This is a genomic window from Rhodococcus sp. KRD175 (genome assembly GCF_017168275.1).
Classification (GTDB): Bacteria; Actinomycetota; Actinomycetes; order Mycobacteriales; family Mycobacteriaceae; genus Rhodococcoides; species Rhodococcoides fascians.
Window position 1 is genome coordinate 229,948 of record NZ_JABFAQ010000002.1, and the last position, 18,955, is coordinate 248,902.

The window sequence follows — 18,955 nt, forward strand, 5'->3', positions numbered from 1 at the left end:
CTGGGTGCAGCCACTCCGTAGACTGGTTTTTCGAATATGTTTTCCGGCCGGAGGGAGCGATCTCGTTGGGTGTCCTAGCGCGAATTCAGACGCCCGAGGACTTGCGCGACCTCGATAGTGCGGAGCTGGCCGAACTGGCTCGCGAGATCCGCGCCTTCCTGGTCGAGAAGGTATCGGCAACAGGGGGCCACCTCGGTCCCAATCTGGGAGTGGTGGAGCTGACTCTGGCGATCCACCGCACCTTCGACTCACCGCGTGATCCGGTCATCTTCGACACGGGCCACCAGGCCTACGTGCACAAGATGCTCACCGGACGCGCAGGAATGTTCGACACACTCCGCAAGCAGGGCGGGCTGTCGGGCTATCCGTCTCGGGTCGAGAGCGAACACGACTGGGTCGAGTCCTCGCACGCATCGGCATCCTTGTCGTATGCAGACGGGTTGGCCAAAGCGTTCGCCCTCAAGGGAGAGACCGACCGGCATGTCGTGGCTGTGGTCGGTGACGGCGCGCTGACGGGCGGTATGTGCTGGGAGGCGCTCAACAACATCGCCGCCGGCCGAGACCGGTCGCTGGTGATCGTCGTCAACGACAACGGCCGTTCGTACGCCCCGACCATCGGCGGGCTGGCCGATCACCTGGCAGCTCTGCGACTGCAGCCGGGATACGAGAAGATTCTCGACAACGGCCGCCGGATCGTACGACGGATCCCCGTCGTCGGCCGCGCCGCCTACACGATGCTGCACGGCATGAAAGCCGGAGTGAAGGACGCCATCAGCCCGCAGGTCATGTTCACCGATCTCGGCATCAAGTACCTGGGCCCGGTGGACGGTCACGACCAGCACGCCATGGAATCGGCACTGCGCAGAGCCAAGGCGTACGGCGGCCCGGTCATCGTGCACGCGGTGACGCGCAAGGGCATGGGCTACATCCATGCCGAGAACGACGTAGCCGACCAGATGCACGCCACCGGCGTCATCGATCCTGCGACCGGCCTGGCCCGATCCAAATCGGCTCCGGATTGGACGTCGGTGTTCTCGGCGGCGCTGATCGAGCAGGGCGAGCAGAACGAGGACGTCGTGGCCATCACCGCCGCAATGGCCGCGCCCACCGGGCTCGCGGCGTTCGGGGTGCGGTTTCCGGACCGAATGTTCGACGTGGGTATCGCCGAGCAGCATGCGATGACGTCGGCCGCCGGGCTTGCGCTCGGCGGCATGCATCCCGTGGTCGCCATCTACTCCACGTTCCTCAACCGCGCGTTCGATCAACTGCTGATGGACGTCGCCCTGTTGGGTCTTCCCGTCACCATCGTGTTGGACCGCGCGGGAGTCACCGGTGCCGACGGCGCGTCCCACAACGGCATGTGGGACATGTCTCTGCTCGGCATCGTTCCGGGCATGAAGGTGGCAGCGCCACGAGACGCCGCCACTCTTCGAGAGGAGCTGGCCGAGGCGATCGCCACCTCGGACGGCCCTACGGCACTTCGCTTCCCGAAGGGCGCGGTCACCGAAACGGTGCCTGCGGTGCGCAGGTTGGACGGAATACTCGATGTGCTGACCGAGCCGTCCGAGGCCACCGGCGACGTGCTGATCGTTGCCGTCGGGGTGTTCGGGTCGCTCGCCCTCGACGCCGCGAAAAAGCTCGAAGCAGAGGGTATTTCGGTTGCCGTCGTGGATCCACGCTGGGTGCTCCCGGTCCCGCAGTCGCTGCTCAAGATGGCCGAGGATTACCGGTTGGTCGTCACCGTCGAGGACAGCGGCCTGCACGGCGGGATAGGTTCGACGCTCTCGGCCGCGCTGCGCGGTGCCGGTGTCGACGTGCCCTGCCGCGATCTCGGTGTGCCGCAACGATTCCTGGACCACGCATCTCGGGAGCAACTGCACCACGAGTTCGGACTCACCTGCGAAACCGTGGTGCAGCAAGTTTCGCATTGGGTCAAGAGCCTCTGACGGCGTCGGCCGGCTCCGCCTCGCTTCCGACCACGACGCGGCGGCCGGCCACCGCACCTGCTGCAGCCATGGGAATCGTCACCAACAGAAGAAACACAATCGACGGTTCCCACCGCTGCGTCGCCGAATGAACGGCTCCGCACACCAGCGGACCGGCAGCAGCCAGCACGTATCCGACCGTCTGCGCCATGGAACTGAGCGACGCAGCATCACGGGCGTTCGAAGCCCGCAGATTCATCAACGTCATCGCGAGCGACAACTGCCCGCCCTGGCCCAAACCGAGCAGTACCGCCCACACCAGGGCCCAGGAATCGGCCGACGACACTATCCCGAGCAGGCCCACGCATGTCGGTAGCGTCACGGCGACCGCCAACGCGCTCTGATTCCCCAACCTTGTCGCGAGGCTCGGAACCGTCAATGCAGTCAGCACGCTGCTGACCGACAATGCCGTCAACAGCAGACCGGCATCACGCGCGTCCACCCCGCGATCACGAAAGATCGTCGGTAACCACGCGATCATCGAATACGCCATCAGCGACTGCAAACCCATGAATGCCGTCAACGACCACGCCACGGGCGATGTCAGAACCCCCGTGCGACTCCGAGGAGCGTCTTCGGGGACTGTCGCCGACCCGGCAACCGACAGCCCGCGCGACAGCGTTCGCCCGAAGACCGCCATACTTCCGGCGGCCAATACGACCGGAATCGACCACAGCCCCAGAACAATCCGCCAACCACCGTCGAACGCCTCGGCCAACGGAACGGACACTCCCGACGCCACTCCCGCACTGGCGCTGATCACAGCGGTCAACACCCCGGTCAACAACCCCAGTCGTCGCCCCGCCGCCGCATCGGGTTCACCTGTCGAGCTCCACTCTCTGCCCCTGGTTCGTTCCGACAGGCTCCACTCTCTGCCCCTGGTTCGTTCCGACAGGCTCCACTCTCTGCCCCTGGGTCGTTCCGACAGGCTCCACTCCCGCACCACCAGACGGACGAAAACCGGACCCAACACATTCGCGACCGCGATACCCGCCGCCGCGACGAGAGTGCCGACCACGAGGATCGGCCACGACGGCGCCGCGCGTACAGCTGTGCCGACGGCCACCAGGGACAGGCACACCACAAGAACGTGCGTGACAGGGACCCGGCGCACGAAATAGCGTGCGGTGGCGGCGAATACACCGAGGCAGATCACCGGGCCCGTGGTCAGCAACGCCATGGATGTCGAGTTCGCGGAGTAGAACTCGGCGATGTCGGAGGTGAGTGCCGACGTACTGCCGAACAGCAGGCGCAGGCTCAGTCCGAACACCACGACGGTGCCCACGGCGCATGCGATACGAAGCTTCATGTCCTACTTTCGACGGCAGATCGACCGACAGAGTGCACCCCCACCCTGCCTTATCGGTCGAGAGAACCGCGGACCCACCGTCGTTCGGGCAACCTCGATTCAGACGCCCATCTCTTCGAGTTCCATCCCTTTGGTCTCGGTGATCTTGTATTTGACGAAGAAGAAGGAAAGGAGAGCGAACAGTGCGAAGAACGAGTAGATGAAGCCGAGTCCGATGGTGTCGGACAACGGCGGGAATGCCAATGTGATGGCGAAATTCGCTATCCAGTTCGCGGCGGTACTGATGCCCAACGCCACGGCACGCATTCGATTGGGGAACATCTCTCCGAGCATCACCCACATGATCGGTCCCCATGTTGCTGCGAAGAAGACCACGAACAGATTTGCGCCGACGAGCGCGACCGGGCCCCACGGCGACGGCAATTCCAGTTGGTCGCCGCTTCCGACGGCTTGCGTGAACGAGACTGCGGCCAGGACCAAACCGACGAACATGCCGATCGAGCCGATCATCAATAGATTTCGGCGACCGAAGCGATCGACGAACAAGATTGCGACGAATGTCATCGACACATTGATGACGGACGTGATCACCGACGTGACGAACGATTGATTCTCGCTGAAGCCCACCGACTTCCACAGCGTCGTCGAGTAGTAGAAGATCGCGTTGATCCCGACGAACTGCTGCAGAATCGCCATCGTGATACCGACCCACACGATCGGCTGCAGACCGAATTTGGGTCCTCGGATATCGGCGAACGAGGATTTGGATTCTCGCCGGAGAGTCAGGCGAATTTCCCGGATGCGTTCGTCGGGGTTCACTTCGCCGGTGATGTCGCCCAGAATGCGTGCAGCTTCCTCGTCGAGGTGTTTACCCACCAGGTACCGAGGTGATTCTGGAATCAGTGTCGCGAGAAATCCGTAGACCAATGCGGGCGCGACGCCGATTAGGAACATCCACCGCCACGCTTCGAGGCCGAACCACAGATCGTTCGACGGTCCGCCTGCCGCGTTCTGAAGAACCGCATCCGAGAGCAGCGCGGCAAAGATTCCGACGGTGATTGCCAATTGCTGCAGCGATGCCAATCCACCGCGATAGCGAGCCGGTGCTATCTCCGAGATGTACGCGGGCGCGATCACCGACGCAATTCCGATACCCAGCCCGCCGAGGACCCTCCACAACATCAGATCGGGGACGCTGAAGGCGAACCCGGACCCCACCGAGGAAATGGTGAACAGCGCAGAGCCGAGCAGCATCACCTTCTTGCGGCCCCAACTGTCGGCCAGGCGACCGGCGAACCAGGCTCCGACCGCGCACCCGAGTAGCGCGATTGCGACCGCGAACCCCGTGACGAACGACGACAGAGCGAAATTTTCCTGGATCGAGTCGACTGCACCGTTGACGACGGAGGAATCGAATCCGAACAGAAACCCGCCGACAGCGGCGGCAATGGTAACTCCGATGACCTTTGCGGTGTGCCGATCGGTCGATTGCGTCATGGCATGAACCAGCTTTCGGGTGAACAGCGTCCATGGTGGTCATCGCCATCTTCGTCCTCGCACACACGGAATGGGAGCGAAATCGCCTCGATATTCGTGGCGTGCAGCAATCCAATTGCCGAAATAGGCGAGAAGTCCGATATCGCGCTGTCGAACTCGAAGTTGCGGACGGAAAACTGCTGTAAGTCGTCCATAGCTTCGAGTTCGGCGGCAGGTGGCTATCGCGCCTGGGTGGCCGACCACTGATCGAAGGTCTGGAAACCGTGATCCGAACCGGTCGTGGTGACCAGCGTTCCGTCTCGCATCGCGCGACCGTATGCGCCGGGAATCGGGACCTCGAGCACCAGGCCACGGGCACCGATGGCACGTGCATAGCGCCGCACCATCTCGGCCATCCGCTCTTCCCTCGGTCCGCCGAGGTCGGCAACGCGGCCCGCGGGGGAGTGCTCCGCCAGGTCGATCAGTCGTTCGGCGACCTCGCGGGCAGCAATCGGTTGCGAGACCATCTTCGGGACGATGCTCACCGGACCGAACGACGCGCGTGCACGGATCTGAGCGGCGAATTCGTGGAATTGAGTGGCTCGCAGGATCGTCCACGGCACCGACCCGGACCGAATCATGTTCTCCTGCTCGACTTTTCCGGCGTAGTACGAGTGCGGAGCCTTGTCTATCCCCACGATGGACAGCGCCACATGGTGGCCGACTCCGGCCTCGATCTCGGCCGCCAGCAGGTTGCGGGTGACGGCGGAGAAGAACGCCGTCGATTCCTTCGCCGAGACCGTTTGTGTCGACGCGACATCGACGACGGCGTCGACGCCGGCCAGAGCGTCGGACAGGCCGGTCCCGTCGACGAGGTCGACACCGGCCGACCGCGACAGCACGACGACCTCGTGCCCACGCTCACGCGCCACGTCTACGACATGCGTTCCGACGGTCCCTGTTCCACCGGCTACGGCGATCTTCATCGTGTGTCCACCTGTCCTGTTCGGAGTCGATCGGCTCGAGGAGTTCGGGCCTCACCTGCACTGACGACGTAGCCCACGAGAATGTATGGCCGTCACGACCAGTGTCGAAGTTTCTCCGGGTTGAGCACGATCCACACGTCGGTGACCACGGCGGAATCGGTGCGGAAACCGATCACACCGGTGACCACACCGTGTCGGCGAAGGACTATCCCGGTCAGGCCGTTGACCGATTCGATCGACCGGTCGAGGTCGGTGGACTTGACGCTGATACCCAGAACGAAGCGGGCGACCCGATCGGCCCCGCGAACCGGGTTGCGGGCCGCCGACAGTCGTCCGCCGCCGTCACTGACGAGGGTGACGTCGGGGGCGAGCAGTGCGACGAGCGCATCGAGATCTCCGCCGGCGGCGGCAGCCACGAAAGCGCGGACGACGCGGTCGTGGGTGTCGGGAGCGCTGGGGCCGCGGCGATCGTCGTGCACTCGTCGCCGGGCGGCCGAGGCCAGTTGGCGGCAGGCGGCGGGGGTCCGATCGAGAACGTTCGCGATGTCGTCGAATGGAACCGCGAATGCATCGTGCAGCACGAACGCGACACGTTCTGCCGGGCTCAGTGAGTCCAGAACGACGAGCAACGCCAGGCCGACGGACTCGTGGAGGGCGACGCGGTCGGCCGGGTCCGATGTGCCGTCGTCGCCGGTCGCAAGGGCTCGGACGGGTTCGGGAAGCCATTGCCCCACATAGTGTTCCCGGCGCACGCGGGCGGATCCGAGCAGGTCCAGACAGATGCGGCCGACGACGCGGGTGAGCCACGCACGGGGGACGTCGATTTCGTCACGTTCGGCGTCGGTGAGTCGATACCAGCGGAGCAGCGCTTCCGATGCTGCGTCCTCGGCATCGCTGTAGGAACCCAGCATTCGATAGGCGATGCCGATCAACCGACTGCGTTCGCTGTTCATCGGGTCAGACCTTATCCCGACACGAAAAAGCCGAGTTCGAGGTTATGGACGAAAATCAGGAGAAATCCGTCCATAACCTCGAACTCGGCGGGTAGAGCTAGACGCTGGCTACACCGGGCGCGAGGAAGCGCTGACCGGTGGCGGCCTCGGACGCGCCGCTGCGATCCAGGTACGGAGTGATACCGCCGTTCCAGAATCCGAAGCCTCCGCCCAGCAGCAGGCAGAGATCGATGTCCTGGGCCGCGGCAACGACCCCTTCGTCGAGCATGATCTTGATCTCGTCCGCGAAGGCGTTACGGGTTCGCTCGAGAACCTGTTCGGCCGTCGACGGTGAATCACCCTGCGGCCACAGTGCGGCCACCTCGGGGTCGACGACCTGGCCCTCGGGTCCGTAGGTCCACACGCCCGGCTTCTTCGCCTCGACGAGCGCACGGAATCCGGCGGAGTCCTTGAATCGCTCCGGGTACGCCTCAGCCAGTGTTTCCGCGGTGTGCAGAGCGACGGCCGGTCCGACGAGGGCCAGCAACGTCAGCGGGCTCATCGGCATGCCGAGTTCGCCCACAGCGCCGTCTGCCACATCGAACGGGGTACCCTCGTCGATCGCGCTGATGATCTCGTTGGACGCGCGAGTGACCAGCCGGTTGAAGACGAAACCGGGGAGATCCGCCGACAGCACGGCAGACTTCTTCAGTGTCTTCGCGGTCGCGAATGCTGTTGCGAGAGTGGCATCGTCGGTCTTCTCGCCCTTGACGACCTCGAGCAGCGGAAGCACCGCGACCGGGTTGAAGAAGTGGAAGCCCACCACGCGCTCGGGGTGCTTCAGGTCGGCCGCCATCTTCGTGATCGACAGCGAAGACGTGTTGGTCGCGAGAATCGTTTCGGCAGAGACGAATTCCTCGACCTCGGCGAACACCTTCTTCTTCACGTCGAGGTTCTCGAAGACTGCCTCGATGACGAAGTCGGTCCTGGCGAATGCGGACTTGTCGATCGATCCGGACACCAACGCCTTCAAGCGATTAGCGGCGTCGGGGGACAGGCGCTTCTTGCCGAGCAGCTTGTCGATCTCGCTGTGAACGTAGCCGACGCCCTTGTCGATGCGCTCCTGATCGATATCGGTGAGAATCACCGGCACCTTCAGCTGGCGCACGAACAGCAACGCGAGCTGGCTGGCCATCAGACCGGCACCGACGATGCCGACACCGGAGATCTTGCGGGCGAGCGACTTGTCGGGCGCACCGGCGGGACGCTTCGCGCGCTTCTGAACCAAGTCGAAGGCGTACAAACCGGCACGCAACTCGTCCTTGACCAACAGCGTCGACAGCGCGTCGTCCTCGGCCGCGAACGCCTTGTCGAGAGACGCGGAATCGGTGATGTCGGTGTTCTTGGCCAGCTCGAGCAGGTCGACGGCAGCGACCGGTCCCGGTGCGAAATTGCCGGTCTTGCCGGCCACGATGCCCCTGGCACGGGCGATGGCGTCGTCCCAGGCCTGCCCGCGGTCGATCTCGGGACGGTGGGGGACGACCTCGCCCTTGATGACCTGAGCGGCCCACGCGAGGGACTGCTCGAGGAAGTCGGCTCCGCCGAAGAGGGCGTCGGCGATGCCGAGGTCGAGTGCCTGCTGCGGCTTGAGGACGCGGTTCTGGTTCAGTGCGTTCTCGACGACGACGGTGACCGCGTTCGAGGCTCCGATGATGTTGGGCAGCAACTGAGTTCCGCCCCATCCCGGGACCAGGCCGAGGAAGGCCTCGGGCAGGCCGAGCGCGGCGGCGTTCTCCGCGACGGTGCGGTAGTGCGAGTGCAGTCCTACTTCGAGGCCACCGCCGAGTGCGGCACCGTTGATGAAGGCGAACGTGGGAACCGTCGACTCGCGCAGGCGACGGAACACCTTGTGGCCGAGCTGCCCGATCTGCAGCGCCTCGTCCTTGGTCTTGATGTTCGGCACACCGTTGAGGTCGGCACCGACGGCGAAGATGAACGGCTTGCCGGTGACGGCGATGGCCACCGGGTTCGCTGCGAATGCCTCGTCGAGTGCGGCGTCGAACTTGGCGAGTCCGCCGGGACCGAAGGTCGACGGCTTGGTGTGATCGAAGCCGTTGTCCAGGGTCACCAGTGCGATGGAGCCGTCGAGCCCCGGTACGGACACGATCTTGGTGAACGCGTTCGTGACTACCTCGTCCTCGAACGCCGTCGTGATGTCACTCATGCCTTGGCTCCTGAGTAGTCAGCGTGGTTGGGGTTCTCCCAGATGACGGTGCCGCCCATGCCGAGACCGATGCACATGGTCGTCAGGCCGTAGCGGACGTCGGGTTGCTGGGCGAACTGACGACTGAGCTGCGTCATCAGGCGGACGCCCGAGGAAGCGAGCGGGTGGCCACACGCGATGGCACCGCCCCACTGGTTGACGCGGGGGTCGTCGTCGGCGATGCCGTAGTGCTCGAGGAAGGCGAGAACCTGGATGGCGAAGGCCTCGTTGATCTCGAACAGGCCGATGTCGTCGATGCTCAATCCGGTTCGGCCGAGCAACTTTTCGGTGGCAGGAACCGGGCCGATGCCCATGACGGCGGGATCGACGCCGGCGAAGCTGAAGCCGACCATCCGCATCCCGATGTTCAGGCCGAGCTCGTGCGCGGTGTCCTCACCGGCGAGGATCGCCGCGGTGGCGCCGTCGTTCAGGCCGGCAGCATTGCCTGCGGTGACTCGACCTGCGGGCCGGAACGGTGTCTTGAGCTTCGCGAGATCGTCGACGGTGGTGCCGGGGCGAGGTGGCTCGTCCTCGGTGGCCAGGCCCCATCCTGCGGCGGATTTGGTGGCGACCGGAACGAGAGTGTCGGCGATGTAGCCGGCTTTCTTGGCCGCGTCGTATTTGTTCTGGCTGGCGACGGCGTAGGCGTCGGTGCGGTCCTTGGTGATGCTCGGGAACCGGTCGTGCAGGTTCTCGGCGGTGTTGCCCATCACCAGTGCACTGGGATCGACGAGCTTGTCGGCGAGGAAGCGCGGGTTGGGGTCGACACCCTCACCCATCGGGTGGCGGCCCATGTGCTCGACTCCGCCGGCGATGACGACGTCGTACTGGCCGAAGCCGATTCCCGATCCGGTGGTGGTCACCGAAGTCATCGCACCCGCGCACATGCGGTCGATCGCAAATCCCGGGACGCTGCGGGGGAGCCCGGCCAGGAGAGCGGAGGTCCGGCCGATGGTCAGGCCCTGATCGCCGGTCTGTGTGGTCGCAGCGATCGCGACCTCGTCGATGCGCTCGGGAGGAAGATTGGGGTTCTTGCGGAGAAGCTCGCGTATTGCTTTGACGACGAGGTCGTCTGCGCGAGTGTCGGCGTACATGCCCTTGGGGCCTGCTTTGCCGAACGGGGTACGGATGCCGTCGACGAAGACGACATTCCTCTGTGAGCTGGTGGACGGGGGTACAGACACGCTTTTCGATCCTCCCGACAGATGCGGACGACTCGTCCGGGTGCCCGGACGCGCCACCCACTGTAGCGGGTATTACCCGTCGGTAACTTGGGAAGGGTGCAGTGCCTTCGTCAGAACCGGCACCACCAGCGAGCGTTGCCACGGCCGAGCCCCACCCTCGGTCAACCGAGCGTCGATCATCTCTCCTGGGTCGACGCCGTCGTCGTCGGGAGTCTGCCAATCCCATACGAGTCGCCGAAGTAGATCCGGCATCAGCAGGTTCTCGACCGGTACCGACACCGATTCACTCAGCTCGGTCATCGCCGCTCGCACATCGGCCAGTCGGGACGCTGCGTCCGGATCGCGGCGGGCCCATCGGTTGACCGGGGGCGGCCCGTCGAACGATGCCGCCATCGACGGCAACTCCGCGGTGGGCAGCGCCCGTGCTCGGGTCAGGGCCGAGGCCCACAACCGAGAGGACCGACGCTGACGGGGGCCGCCGAAGACCGGTAGCTGTTCGAGTTCGCGTGAGGACTTCGGATCGGCCGTCGCCGCGGCGACGATCGCCGAGTCGGGCAGGACCCGGCTGGGCGCGACGTCGCGCTTGGCCGCCAATTCGTCTCGGGTGGTCCACAATTCGCGGACGGCAGCCAACGTTCGTGGTGACTTGATCGCATGAATTCCCGATGTCCGACGCCATCTGTCGGTTTTCGGTTTGGGCGGACCGAGGGCGAGGATGTGGGCGAATTCCTGTGCCGCCCAGTCCGTTTTGCCTTGTCGTTCGAGCTCCGCGGCCATTTCGTCGCGAAGCTCGAGCAGAACTTCGACGTCGAGGGCGGCGTAGTTGAGCCAGGTGTCGGGGAGGGGACGGGTGGACCAGTCGGCCGCGCCGTGCCCCTTCTGCAGGGCCAGGCCGAGGGTCCGCTCGACTATCGCGCCGAGGCCGACGCGGTCGAATCCTGCCAAGCGGCCGGCGAGTTCGGTGTCGTACAGCGTGGCGGGGACGAGCCCCAGTTCGGCGAGACCGGGCAGGTCCTGGTCCGCGGAGTGCAATACCCATTCGAGCGGGTTGATGACCTCCGCCAGTGGCGCGAGGTCGCCGGTGACGGGAATGGGGTCGAGCAACACGGTGCCCGCGCCCCGGCGGCGGAACTGCACGAGGTACGCACGTTGGGAGTAGCGGAAGCCGGACGCGCGCTCGGCGTCGACAGCGAGGGGCCCGTGGCCTGCGGCGAGTGCCTCTGCGGCTGCGCGAACGGCATCGACGGTGTCGACGACGTCGGGAACCCCGTCAGCGGGGGCCAACAACGGAACGGCGACAGGCTCGTTCGCTTCTGCATCCGACGCGGTGTCCGGGGAACTCTCGGCTGACATGAGATGTGACTCTAGGCCCTGGGGCCGAACGGACCGGCAACTATGTACGACTGGAACTGCTATGTCCGACTGGAACTGCGCTGACCGAGGGTGGTGATGCCCGCGGGCGGCAGGCCCGCGGCGTAGGCGAGCACCTCGCAGAACGCCTCGACGTGAGTCGAGAGATCCTCCGACGTCGCCGTCCAGGACGCGCGAAGTTCGAGTTGGTGAGCCTTCGGCGGGCCGGCGATGTCGCCGTACCGTACCGAGCTGGTCGAGGTGACCGTGCCGCCGAGCGCGTTCAACGGTTCCGATCGCGATTCGAGGGCGTCGACCAGCCAACTCCAGCCGACCTCGGGGAGCAGTGGATCGTCGGCGAGGGACTCGTCCACATCGGCCTGGATGTACGCGACCAGGCGGTGAGTGCCGTTCCAGGCCTCGGCACCGTCGGGGTCGTACAACAGGATCAGACGGCCGAACGCGTCGCCGTCGCTCTGTTCGTCGATCTGCTCGGAGTCGGCGTGCTTGACCTCGGCGCCGATCGCATAGCTGTACGGAGCGAGTCTCTGCGGCGGCCGAATCGGACCGATTTCGATTGCCGGGTGTACCTGCGCCCGATGCATCGCGTCGATGGCGGCGCGGAAAGGCGCAGGTTCGGCGTCAGATCGGTGCTCGGTCACGTCACCGGACGTTAGACGCGTCACGTTGCCCTGCGATGGAGGCGCGCCGAGCCGTGATCGAACTGCGCCGAGCGTCCGTCGAACGATCCGAGTGTCCTGAACTGCGATGAGTGTCTCGCCCTCGAGGGTAGCGGCGGTTGTCGCACGTGGCAGCATGGACGGTGATGAACGCCGAATCGCACACCGCAGCCCCCGCCCGACGAGAACTTCCGGAGGCGCCGTTTCTGGCCGCGATCGACGGTCGACCGACGTCGAGGCGGCCGGTGTGGTTCATGCGTCAGGCCGGCAGGTCCCTTCCGGAATACCGCAAGATCCGTGCAGGCATCGGGATGTTGGACTCGTGCTTCCGGCCCGATCTGGTCGCCGAGATCACCTTGCAGCCCGTACGTCGTCACGACGTCGACGCAGCGATCCTCTTCTCCGACATCGTGGTTCCGCTCAAAGCCGCGGGCATCGATCTCGACATCGTCGCCGGTACCGGACCGGTGGTTGCGCATCCGGTGCGTTCGGCTGCGGACGTCGCGGCTCTGCCCGTCCTCACTGCCGACCAGGTGCAGCCGGTGGCCGACGCCGTCCGCATTCTCACGCGTGAGCTGGAAAGCACTCCGCTGATCGGATTCGCCGGAGCACCCTTCACTCTTGCGTCCTACCTGGTCGAGGGTGGTCCGAGCCGCAATCACGAGAAGACCAAAGCACTGATGCGGTCCGATCCGGCCACGTGGCATGCCTTGCTCGACGCATTGGCCTCCACCACGATCACCTTTCTGCAGGCCCAGCTGGCTGCGGGCGTCGACGCCGTTCAGGTGTTCGACTCCTGGGCGGGTGCACTCTCGCTCGCCGATTACCGCGAGTACGTGTTGCCGCACTCGACGCGAGTGTTCGACGCCGTGTCCTCGGCCGGCGTCCCGAAGATCCACTTCGGGGTCGGCACCGGAGAACTGCTCGGTGCCATGGGCGAGGCCGGTGCCGACGTGGTCGGGGTCGACTGGCGGATTCCGCTCGACGACGCGGTGCACCGGGTGGGCCACGGCAAGGCCCTGCAAGGCAATCTCGATCCCGCAGTGCTGTTCGCGGGCTGGGACGCAGTCGAGGCCGAGGTCCGACGCATTGCCGCCGAGGCGGATCGTGCGATCGCGGCCGGTGCCCGCGGCCACGTGTTCAATCTCGGCCACGGCGTGCTTCCCGATACCGATCCCGACATCCTGACTCGGGTCGTCGCGTTGGTGCATTCGTTGTGACCGTCCGGCGTTACGCCGTCGTGGGCGGCGGAATTTCCGGCCTCATCGCGGCGTATCGCCTGCGGCAGGCGTGCGGGCCCGACGCTGAGATCACCGTGGTCGAGGCATCGTCCCGGGTGGGCGGCACCCTGCGCACCACCTCGGTCGGCGATCAGTCGCTCGATGTCGGTGCCGAGGCGTTCATCGGGCGCCGTCCGGAGGTGCCCGCCCTGCTTGCGGAACTGGGGCTCACCGATCAGCTGGTGCACCCGTCGACGGTGCGACCGCTCGTCTTCTCCGGTGGACGCACTCATCCACTTCCGGTGGGCACCCTCATGGGTATCCCGTCGTCGGCGGAGTCCGTCCGAGAGCTGGTCGATCCGTCCGAGCTGCACATCATCGACACCGAGACCGAGCGGCCGTTTCGATGGGTCCGGGGCTCCGATGCCAGCGTGGCCGATCTCGTGGGCACACGTTTCGGGAACCAGGTGGTGAGCCGTTCGGTCGATCCACTGCTCGGCGGGGTCTACTCCGGTTCGGCGAGCTCCATCGGTGTCCGTGCTGCGCTGCCGACGCTGGCCGCTGCGTTGGACAACGGCGCGGCGAACCTGACCGAGGCTGTGCTGAAGGCACTCCCGACTCCGTCCCCGGGGCCGGTGTTCGGTGGACTCCGGGACGGCTACGCGGTGCTGCTCGACGCCGTGGTTACAGCCACCGACGCTTGCGTTCTGCGCGAGACGAGCGTCGGCGAGATCCGCCGTGAGTCGGGCGGCTGGTTCGTCGATCGGGTGGGTGTGGTCGACGGGGTCGTGCTGGCGGTACCGGCACCGATACTGGCCGATCTCATCGCAGACCTCGCACCGGACGCGTCGCGCGCGGCCCGTGAGATCGAACTTGCGTCGTCGACGGTCGTGGCGATGGCGTTTCCGACGTCGACCGAGCTGCCGCAGAATTCGGGAATTCTGGTGGCGACGGACGCGGGGCTGGACGTGAAGGCGTTCACGCTGTCCAGTCGAAAGTGGCCGCACCTGGCCGAGCGTGACGCGGTACTGCTGCGAGCCTCGCTCGGGCGTTTCGGCGACGACACCGCCGCGCAGCGATCCGACGAGGACACGATCGACGTCGCGCTCGCCGACCTGGCCACGGTCGCGGGTATCGACACTCGGCCGTTGGCAGTGACCGTCCAGAGGTGGCCGGGCGGATTGCCGCAGTACGCTCCCGGACATCTCGACCGTGTCGCCGCCATCGAATCCGGAGTGTCCGAACTCGCCGGGCTCGCCGTGACCGGAGCGTGGCAGCGCGGCGTCGGGGTGCCGGCCTGTATTGCGTCCGCCACCACCGCTGCCGCCCGTCTGGTCGAGGTGGCACGATAGGGGCCATGGCACGCCTCGATTACTCAGCGCTCAATTCGACTCTTCGGTACTTGATGTTCTCGGTCTACAAGGTCACACCCGGGGTTCTGGGCGACGACCGCGCGGCCGCTGCGAAGGAAGCCCGGGCATTCTTCGAGGGCCGTGAGGACAAGGGTGTCGTCGTGCGCGGGGTCTACGACATCGCCGGCATGCGGGCCGACGCCGACTTCATGGTGTGGACGCACGCCGAGCGCATCGAGGATCTGCAGGCGACGTACTCCGACTTCCGGCGCACCACCGCGCTAGGCAAGGCGAGCACGCCGGTATGGAGCAACACCGCACTGCACCGCCCCGCCGAGTTCAACAAGAGCCACGTGCCTGCGTTCATCGCGGGCGAGGATCCGGGCGCGTACATCTGCGTGTACCCGTTCGTCCGCTCGATCGACTGGTACCTGCTGCCCGACGAGGAACGTCGGACGATGCTCGCCGATCACGGGAAGGCAGCACGCGACTACAAGGACGTGCGCGCCAACACCGTCCCCTCGTTCGCGCTCGGTGACTACGAGTGGATCCTGGCTTTCGAGGCCCCGGAGCTCGACCGCATCGTGGACCTGATGCGCGATCTGCGGGCCACCGAGGCACGCCGACACGTGCGCGAGGAGACGCCGTTCTTCACCGGCCCTCGGGTCGAGGTGGACGCGCTCGTCGAATCACTACCGTGACGGGGACGGACACGCCCATCGTCGACGCCGTTCTCTTCGACTTCTCCGGCACACTCTTCCGACTGGAAGAGGAGCCGTCGTGGTTCGACGGTGTGCACGATGCCGACGGCGTTCCGGTCGACGGAGCCGGAGCCGCCGAGCTCATGCGACGCATGACCGCTCCGGTCGGCGAGACCGTCGAGTTCGACGACGCCACTCGGCACGCATGGCGTCATCGCGATCTGGATCCGGCCCTGCATCGGCAGGCGTATCTGCACGTTCTGGCGCAGTCCGGCATCACCGCCGAGGCACAGGCCGAATCGGTGTACGGACGAGTCATCGACGCCGACTCCTGGACGCCCTATCCCGACACGGAAGCGGCACTGTCGACATTGGCGGGACGGTCGATTCGCGTCGGGGTGCTGAGCAACATTGCCTTCGACATCCGTCCTGCGTTCACTGCTCGGGGCCTGGACCGGTACGTCGACGAATTCGTGCTCTCGTTCGAGGTAGGTCACGTCAAACCGCAACCGGAGATCTTCCGACATGCGGTGGCCGCTCTCGGCGTCGAGCCCGCGCGGACGCTGATGGTGGGCGACAGTGCCGAGGCCGACGGCGCGGCACAGGAGATCGGGTGCAGTTTCGCACTCGTCGATCCGGTGTCGACGGCCGAGCGTCCCGACGCACTGCTGGCAGCGTTGAGCGCGTTCGGGATTCGATGACCGGAGTGACCGCCGTCCAGCACATGGGCCACTGGGGGATGTTCCGCGCCGACTCGGACGGACGTGACGTCACCGCGATTCATCCTCAGGTGACGGACAGCAATCCTTCCCCGGTGCTGGGCAACCTCGTCGGTTCGGTGACCCATCGATCCCGAGTCACCTCGCCTGCGGTACGCCGGGGCTGGCTCGAGAACGGTCCCGGCCCCACCGACAGGCGCGGTAGCGAGGAGTTCGTCGACGTCTCGTGGGACGAGCTCACCGACCTGTTGTCGCGCGAGTTGCGCCGCGTGGTGGACACATTCGGCAACAACGCCATCTACGGCGGGTCGTACGGTTGGGCCAGTGCCGGCCGCTTTCATCATGCGCAGAGTCAGGTACACCGCTTCCTGAACTGCATCGGCGGCTACACGCGATCCGTGCACAGCTATTCGCTCGGTGCGACCGGCGTCATCATGCCGCACGTGCTCGGCGCGCACTGGAAGATGTTCTCGCGCTCCACATCCTGGTCCGTGATCGCCGAACACACCGAACTGCTGGTGGCGTTCGGCGGAGTCCCGGTGAAGAACACCGGCATCAACCACGGTGGTACGTCGGATCATCCGACCGTCGGTTCGCTCGACGCGATGCGCGCCCGCGGCGGGCAGATCGTCACCGTCGGTCCATTGCGCAACGACATGTCGGGCGAGGCGCGGTGGATCGCCCCACGCCCCGGAACCGACGTGGCGATGATGCTGGCTCTGGCATACGTCCTGGCCGACGAAAAACTGCACGACACAGCGTTTCTGGAGAAATACTGCGAGGGTTACCCCGAGTTCGAGCGCTACCTTCTCGGTGTCTCGGACGGCACTCCCAAGACCCCGCAGTGGGCGTCGGACATCTGCGGCATCGAAGCCACGATCATCGCGGACCTCGCCCGAGAGATGGCGTCGAAACGCACGATGGTCACCGTCACGTGGTCCCTGCAACGTACGCAGCACGGTGAACAGGCTCCGTGGATGGGCATCACGTTGGCAGCGATGTTGGGCGAAATCGGCGTGCCCGGTAGGGGATTCGGACACGGATACGGCTCGATGAACGAGCCCGGCCTCGCTCCTGTGCCCTATCCGTTGCCGACACTGCCGCAGGGAATCAATCCGGTGGCCGATCTGATTCCGGTTGCAGCTGTCTCGGACATGCTGCTCAACCCCGGGTACGAATTCGACTACGACGGCCGACGTTTGGTCTATCCCGACATCAAAGTGGTCTATTGGGCGGGCGGCAACCCGTTTCATCACCACCAGGATCTGGGACGATTGCGCCGGGCACTCGGCAGGCCCGATACCGTCGTCGTCCACGATCCCTACTGGACGCCGATGGCCAAGCACGCAGATGTCGTCGTCCCGTCGACCACATCGCTGGAACGGTCGGATCTGAGCTGCACACGCAACGATCCACTGCTCGTGGCCATGGCGCCGGCTGCCGAGCGATTCGCCGATTCACGCGACGATTACGACACTTTCGCGGAACTCGCTACGAAACTCGGTGTGGGGCAGCAGTTCACCGAGGGGCGCACGTCACAGCAATGGCTCGAGCACATGTACGGGCAGTGGCGCGAGTACTTGCGGGCCGACGGCGTGCAGACCCCGGAATTCGAAGACTTCACGCGTGAGGGCTCGTTCCGGATGAAGACCGAGGACGAGTTGACGTTCCTGGAGGATTTTCGCCAGGACCCGATCGGCAACGCGCTGCGGACACCGAGCGGCAAGATCGAGATATTCTCGGCGACGGTCGCGGGGTTCGATTACGAGGATTGCCGCGGGCACCCGATGTGGTTCGAGCCGCAGGAATGGCTCGGCGGGGCGCGGGCCGAGCAGTTTCCTCTGCACTTGATCGCCAACCAGCCGCGCACCAGGCTGCACAGTCAGCTCGATCACGGTGCGGTGAGCCGACATTCGAAGATTCAGGGCCGAGAGCCGATACGAATGCACCCGTCAGCGGCAGCGGCCAGGGGAGTGTCGGACGGTGACGTCGTGCGGGTGTTCAACGACCGCGGTTCGTGCCTGGCCGGTGTGGTCGTCGACGAGGGGATGCTGGAGTCGGTGGTGCAGTTGTCGACCGGTGCCTGGTACGACCCGTTGGACCGGGCCGACCCAGGGTCGATGTGCGTGCACGGCAGCGTGAACGTTCTCACCGCCGACGTCGGGTCGTCGTCGCTCTCGCGGGGGTGCACCGGGCAACACGTGCTGGTGGAGATCGAACGCTACGACGCGCCGCTGCCGCCGATCACTGCGTTCGATCCACCTAAGCGGACGAAGGTCAGAACACTACCCGCGAGATGATTTCGGCAACCAAGGCCGGCTTGTCCTCGCCTTCGATCTCGAGCGTTGCGGTCGTCACGATCTGCAGCGCTCCGCCCGACGCGTCCTCGACAGAGGTGAGGGTGGTCCGCAACCGGACATGGGATCCGACCTTGACCGGGTTGATGAAGCGAACTTTGTTGGAGCCGTAGTTGATTCCGAGTTTGGTGTTCTCGATGGTGTAGATCTGCCAGTTGAGCATCGACACCAGGGACAGGCTCAGGAATCCGTGGGCGATCGGCGCGCCGAACGGGCTTTCTTTCTTCGCTCGTTCGACGTCGACGTGGATCCACTGGTGGTCGCCGGTGGCGTCGGCGAAGGTGTTCACCCGTTCCTGGGTGATCTGGAGCCAGTCGCTGGTTCCCAGTTCTTCGCCGACGGCCGCCTTGATCTGCTCTGGTGAGGTGAAAGTGCGCATGCTCACAGTATGCACCGTCGTAATAGGGCGCTCGAAAGCGATCGTGTGGGAGCGAACGATGA

15 protein-coding genes are annotated in these 18,955 nt (G+C 65.4%); 6 read left to right on the plus strand and 9 right to left on the minus strand.

Features of this window, described 5'->3' with window-relative positions; translation table 11 throughout:
* The first annotated feature begins 65 nt into the window (after positions 1–65).
* Complete coding sequence (dxs, locus tag J1M81_RS01745) at positions 66–1,946, plus strand: 1-deoxy-D-xylulose-5-phosphate synthase (protein WP_027496908.1); 1,881 nt, start codon at positions 66–68, stop codon at positions 1,944–1,946.
* Here the strand turns inward: dxs and J1M81_RS01750 are convergent.
* The 8 genes from J1M81_RS01750 to J1M81_RS01785 all read right to left on the minus strand — a co-directional run bounded on the left by J1M81_RS01750 (position 1,933) and on the right by J1M81_RS01785 (position 12,147).
* Complete coding sequence (locus J1M81_RS01750; RefSeq protein ID WP_206497506.1) at positions 1,933–3,294, minus strand: MFS transporter; 1,362 nt, start codon at positions 3,292–3,294, stop codon at positions 1,933–1,935. The genes dxs and J1M81_RS01750 overlap by 14 nt on opposite strands.
* Before the next feature lie 99 nt (positions 3,295–3,393).
* Positions 3,394–4,791 (minus strand): sugar porter family MFS transporter, encoded by a 1,398-nt coding sequence (locus J1M81_RS01755; protein WP_032400805.1) that lies wholly within the window; start codon positions 4,789–4,791, stop codon positions 3,394–3,396.
* A 218-nt stretch (positions 4,792–5,009) separates the two neighbouring features.
* Positions 5,010–5,756, minus strand: coding sequence for an SDR family oxidoreductase (locus tag J1M81_RS01760; RefSeq protein ID WP_032400803.1), 747 nt, complete (start codon positions 5,754–5,756; stop codon positions 5,010–5,012).
* 92 nt (positions 5,757–5,848) lie between these two features.
* A complete protein-coding gene (sigJ, locus tag J1M81_RS01765) occupies positions 5,849–6,709 on the minus strand; it encodes an RNA polymerase sigma factor SigJ (RefSeq protein ID WP_032400802.1) in 861 nt (286 codons plus the stop codon).
* 97 nt (positions 6,710–6,806) lie between these two features.
* The gene (locus J1M81_RS01770) at positions 6,807–8,912 is read right to left on the minus strand and encodes a 3-hydroxyacyl-CoA dehydrogenase NAD-binding domain-containing protein (RefSeq protein ID WP_032400801.1); all 2,106 of its coding nucleotides are present in this window, start codon (positions 8,910–8,912) and stop codon (positions 6,807–6,809) included.
* Positions 8,909–10,135 carry a thiolase family protein gene (locus tag J1M81_RS01775; RefSeq protein ID WP_032365064.1) on the minus strand — a complete coding sequence of 409 codons (1,227 nt, stop codon included), beginning with the start codon at positions 10,133–10,135 and terminating at the stop codon, positions 8,909–8,911. Before J1M81_RS01775 ends, J1M81_RS01770 begins: the two co-directional genes overlap by 4 nt.
* A 72-nt stretch (positions 10,136–10,207) precedes the next feature.
* Complete coding sequence (locus J1M81_RS01780; protein WP_206497507.1) at positions 10,208–11,488, minus strand: ribonuclease D; 1,281 nt, start codon at positions 11,486–11,488, stop codon at positions 10,208–10,210.
* A gap of 59 nt (positions 11,489–11,547) precedes the next feature.
* The gene (locus tag J1M81_RS01785; protein ID WP_027496917.1) at positions 11,548–12,147 is read right to left on the minus strand and encodes a DUF3000 domain-containing protein; all 600 of its coding nucleotides are present in this window, start codon (positions 12,145–12,147) and stop codon (positions 11,548–11,550) included.
* Between the two features lie 164 nt (positions 12,148–12,311).
* On the opposite strand from J1M81_RS01785, the gene hemE reads away from it, so the two are divergent.
* The 5 genes from hemE to J1M81_RS01810 are packed head-to-tail and all read left to right on the plus strand — an operon-like array spanning position 12,312 to position 18,457.
* Positions 12,312–13,385, plus strand: a complete 1,074-nt coding sequence (hemE, locus tag J1M81_RS01790; protein ID WP_032372794.1) for a uroporphyrinogen decarboxylase — start codon at positions 12,312–12,314, stop codon at positions 13,383–13,385.
* The gene (locus J1M81_RS01795) at positions 13,382–14,737 is read left to right on the plus strand and encodes a protoporphyrinogen oxidase (RefSeq protein ID WP_032372517.1); all 1,356 of its coding nucleotides are present in this window, start codon (positions 13,382–13,384) and stop codon (positions 14,735–14,737) included. Before hemE ends, J1M81_RS01795 begins: the two co-directional genes overlap by 4 nt.
* A 5-nt stretch (positions 14,738–14,742) precedes the next feature.
* Positions 14,743–15,438, plus strand: coding sequence for a hydrogen peroxide-dependent heme synthase (gene hemQ / locus J1M81_RS01800; RefSeq protein ID WP_027496920.1), 696 nt, complete (start codon positions 14,743–14,745; stop codon positions 15,436–15,438).
* Positions 15,435–16,139 (plus strand): HAD family hydrolase, encoded by a 705-nt coding sequence (locus tag J1M81_RS01805; protein WP_283348083.1) that lies wholly within the window; start codon positions 15,435–15,437, stop codon positions 16,137–16,139. The genes hemQ and J1M81_RS01805 overlap by 4 nt, the downstream gene beginning before the upstream one ends.
* Positions 16,136–18,457: a molybdopterin-dependent oxidoreductase gene (locus J1M81_RS01810; protein ID WP_241257584.1), complete on the plus strand. Its 2,322-nt coding sequence runs from the start codon at positions 16,136–16,138 to the stop codon at positions 18,455–18,457. The genes J1M81_RS01805 and J1M81_RS01810 overlap by 4 nt, the downstream gene beginning before the upstream one ends.
* On the opposite strand, the gene J1M81_RS01815 is transcribed toward J1M81_RS01810, so the two are convergent.
* Positions 18,435–18,893 (minus strand): MaoC family dehydratase, encoded by a 459-nt coding sequence (locus J1M81_RS01815; RefSeq protein WP_027496923.1) that lies wholly within the window; start codon positions 18,891–18,893, stop codon positions 18,435–18,437. The genes J1M81_RS01810 and J1M81_RS01815 overlap by 23 nt on opposite strands.
* Between the last annotated feature and the right edge of the window lie 62 nt (positions 18,894–18,955).

Bases quoted from the DNA above. Each gene is read 5' to 3' on its own strand.
- J1M81_RS01760 (WP_032400803.1), bottom strand. From the start codon at position 5,756: ATGAAGATCGCCGTAGCCGGTGGAACAGGGACCGTCGGAACGCATGTC.
- J1M81_RS01780 (WP_206497507.1), bottom strand. From the start codon at position 11,488: ATGTCAGCCGAGAGTTCCCCGGACACCGCGTCGGATGCAGAAGCGAAC.
- J1M81_RS01750 (WP_206497506.1), bottom strand. From the start codon at position 3,294: ATGAAGCTTCGTATCGCATGCGCCGTGGGCACCGTCGTGGTGTTCGGA.
- J1M81_RS01770 (WP_032400801.1), bottom strand. From the start codon at position 8,912: ATGAGTGACATCACGACGGCGTTCGAGGACGAGGTAGTCACGAACGCG.
- J1M81_RS01815 (WP_027496923.1), bottom strand. From the start codon at position 18,893: ATGCGCACTTTCACCTCACCAGAGCAGATCAAGGCGGCCGTCGGCGAA.
- J1M81_RS01810 (WP_241257584.1), top strand. From the start codon at position 16,136: ATGACCGGAGTGACCGCCGTCCAGCACATGGGCCACTGGGGGATGTTC.
- hemE (WP_032372794.1), top strand. From the start codon at position 12,312: ATGAACGCCGAATCGCACACCGCAGCCCCCGCCCGACGAGAACTTCCG.
- J1M81_RS01755 (WP_032400805.1), bottom strand. From the start codon at position 4,791: ATGACGCAATCGACCGATCGGCACACCGCAAAGGTCATCGGAGTTACC.
- hemQ (WP_027496920.1), top strand. From the start codon at position 14,743: ATGGCACGCCTCGATTACTCAGCGCTCAATTCGACTCTTCGGTACTTG.
- sigJ (WP_032400802.1), bottom strand. From the start codon at position 6,709: ATGAACAGCGAACGCAGTCGGTTGATCGGCATCGCCTATCGAATGCTG.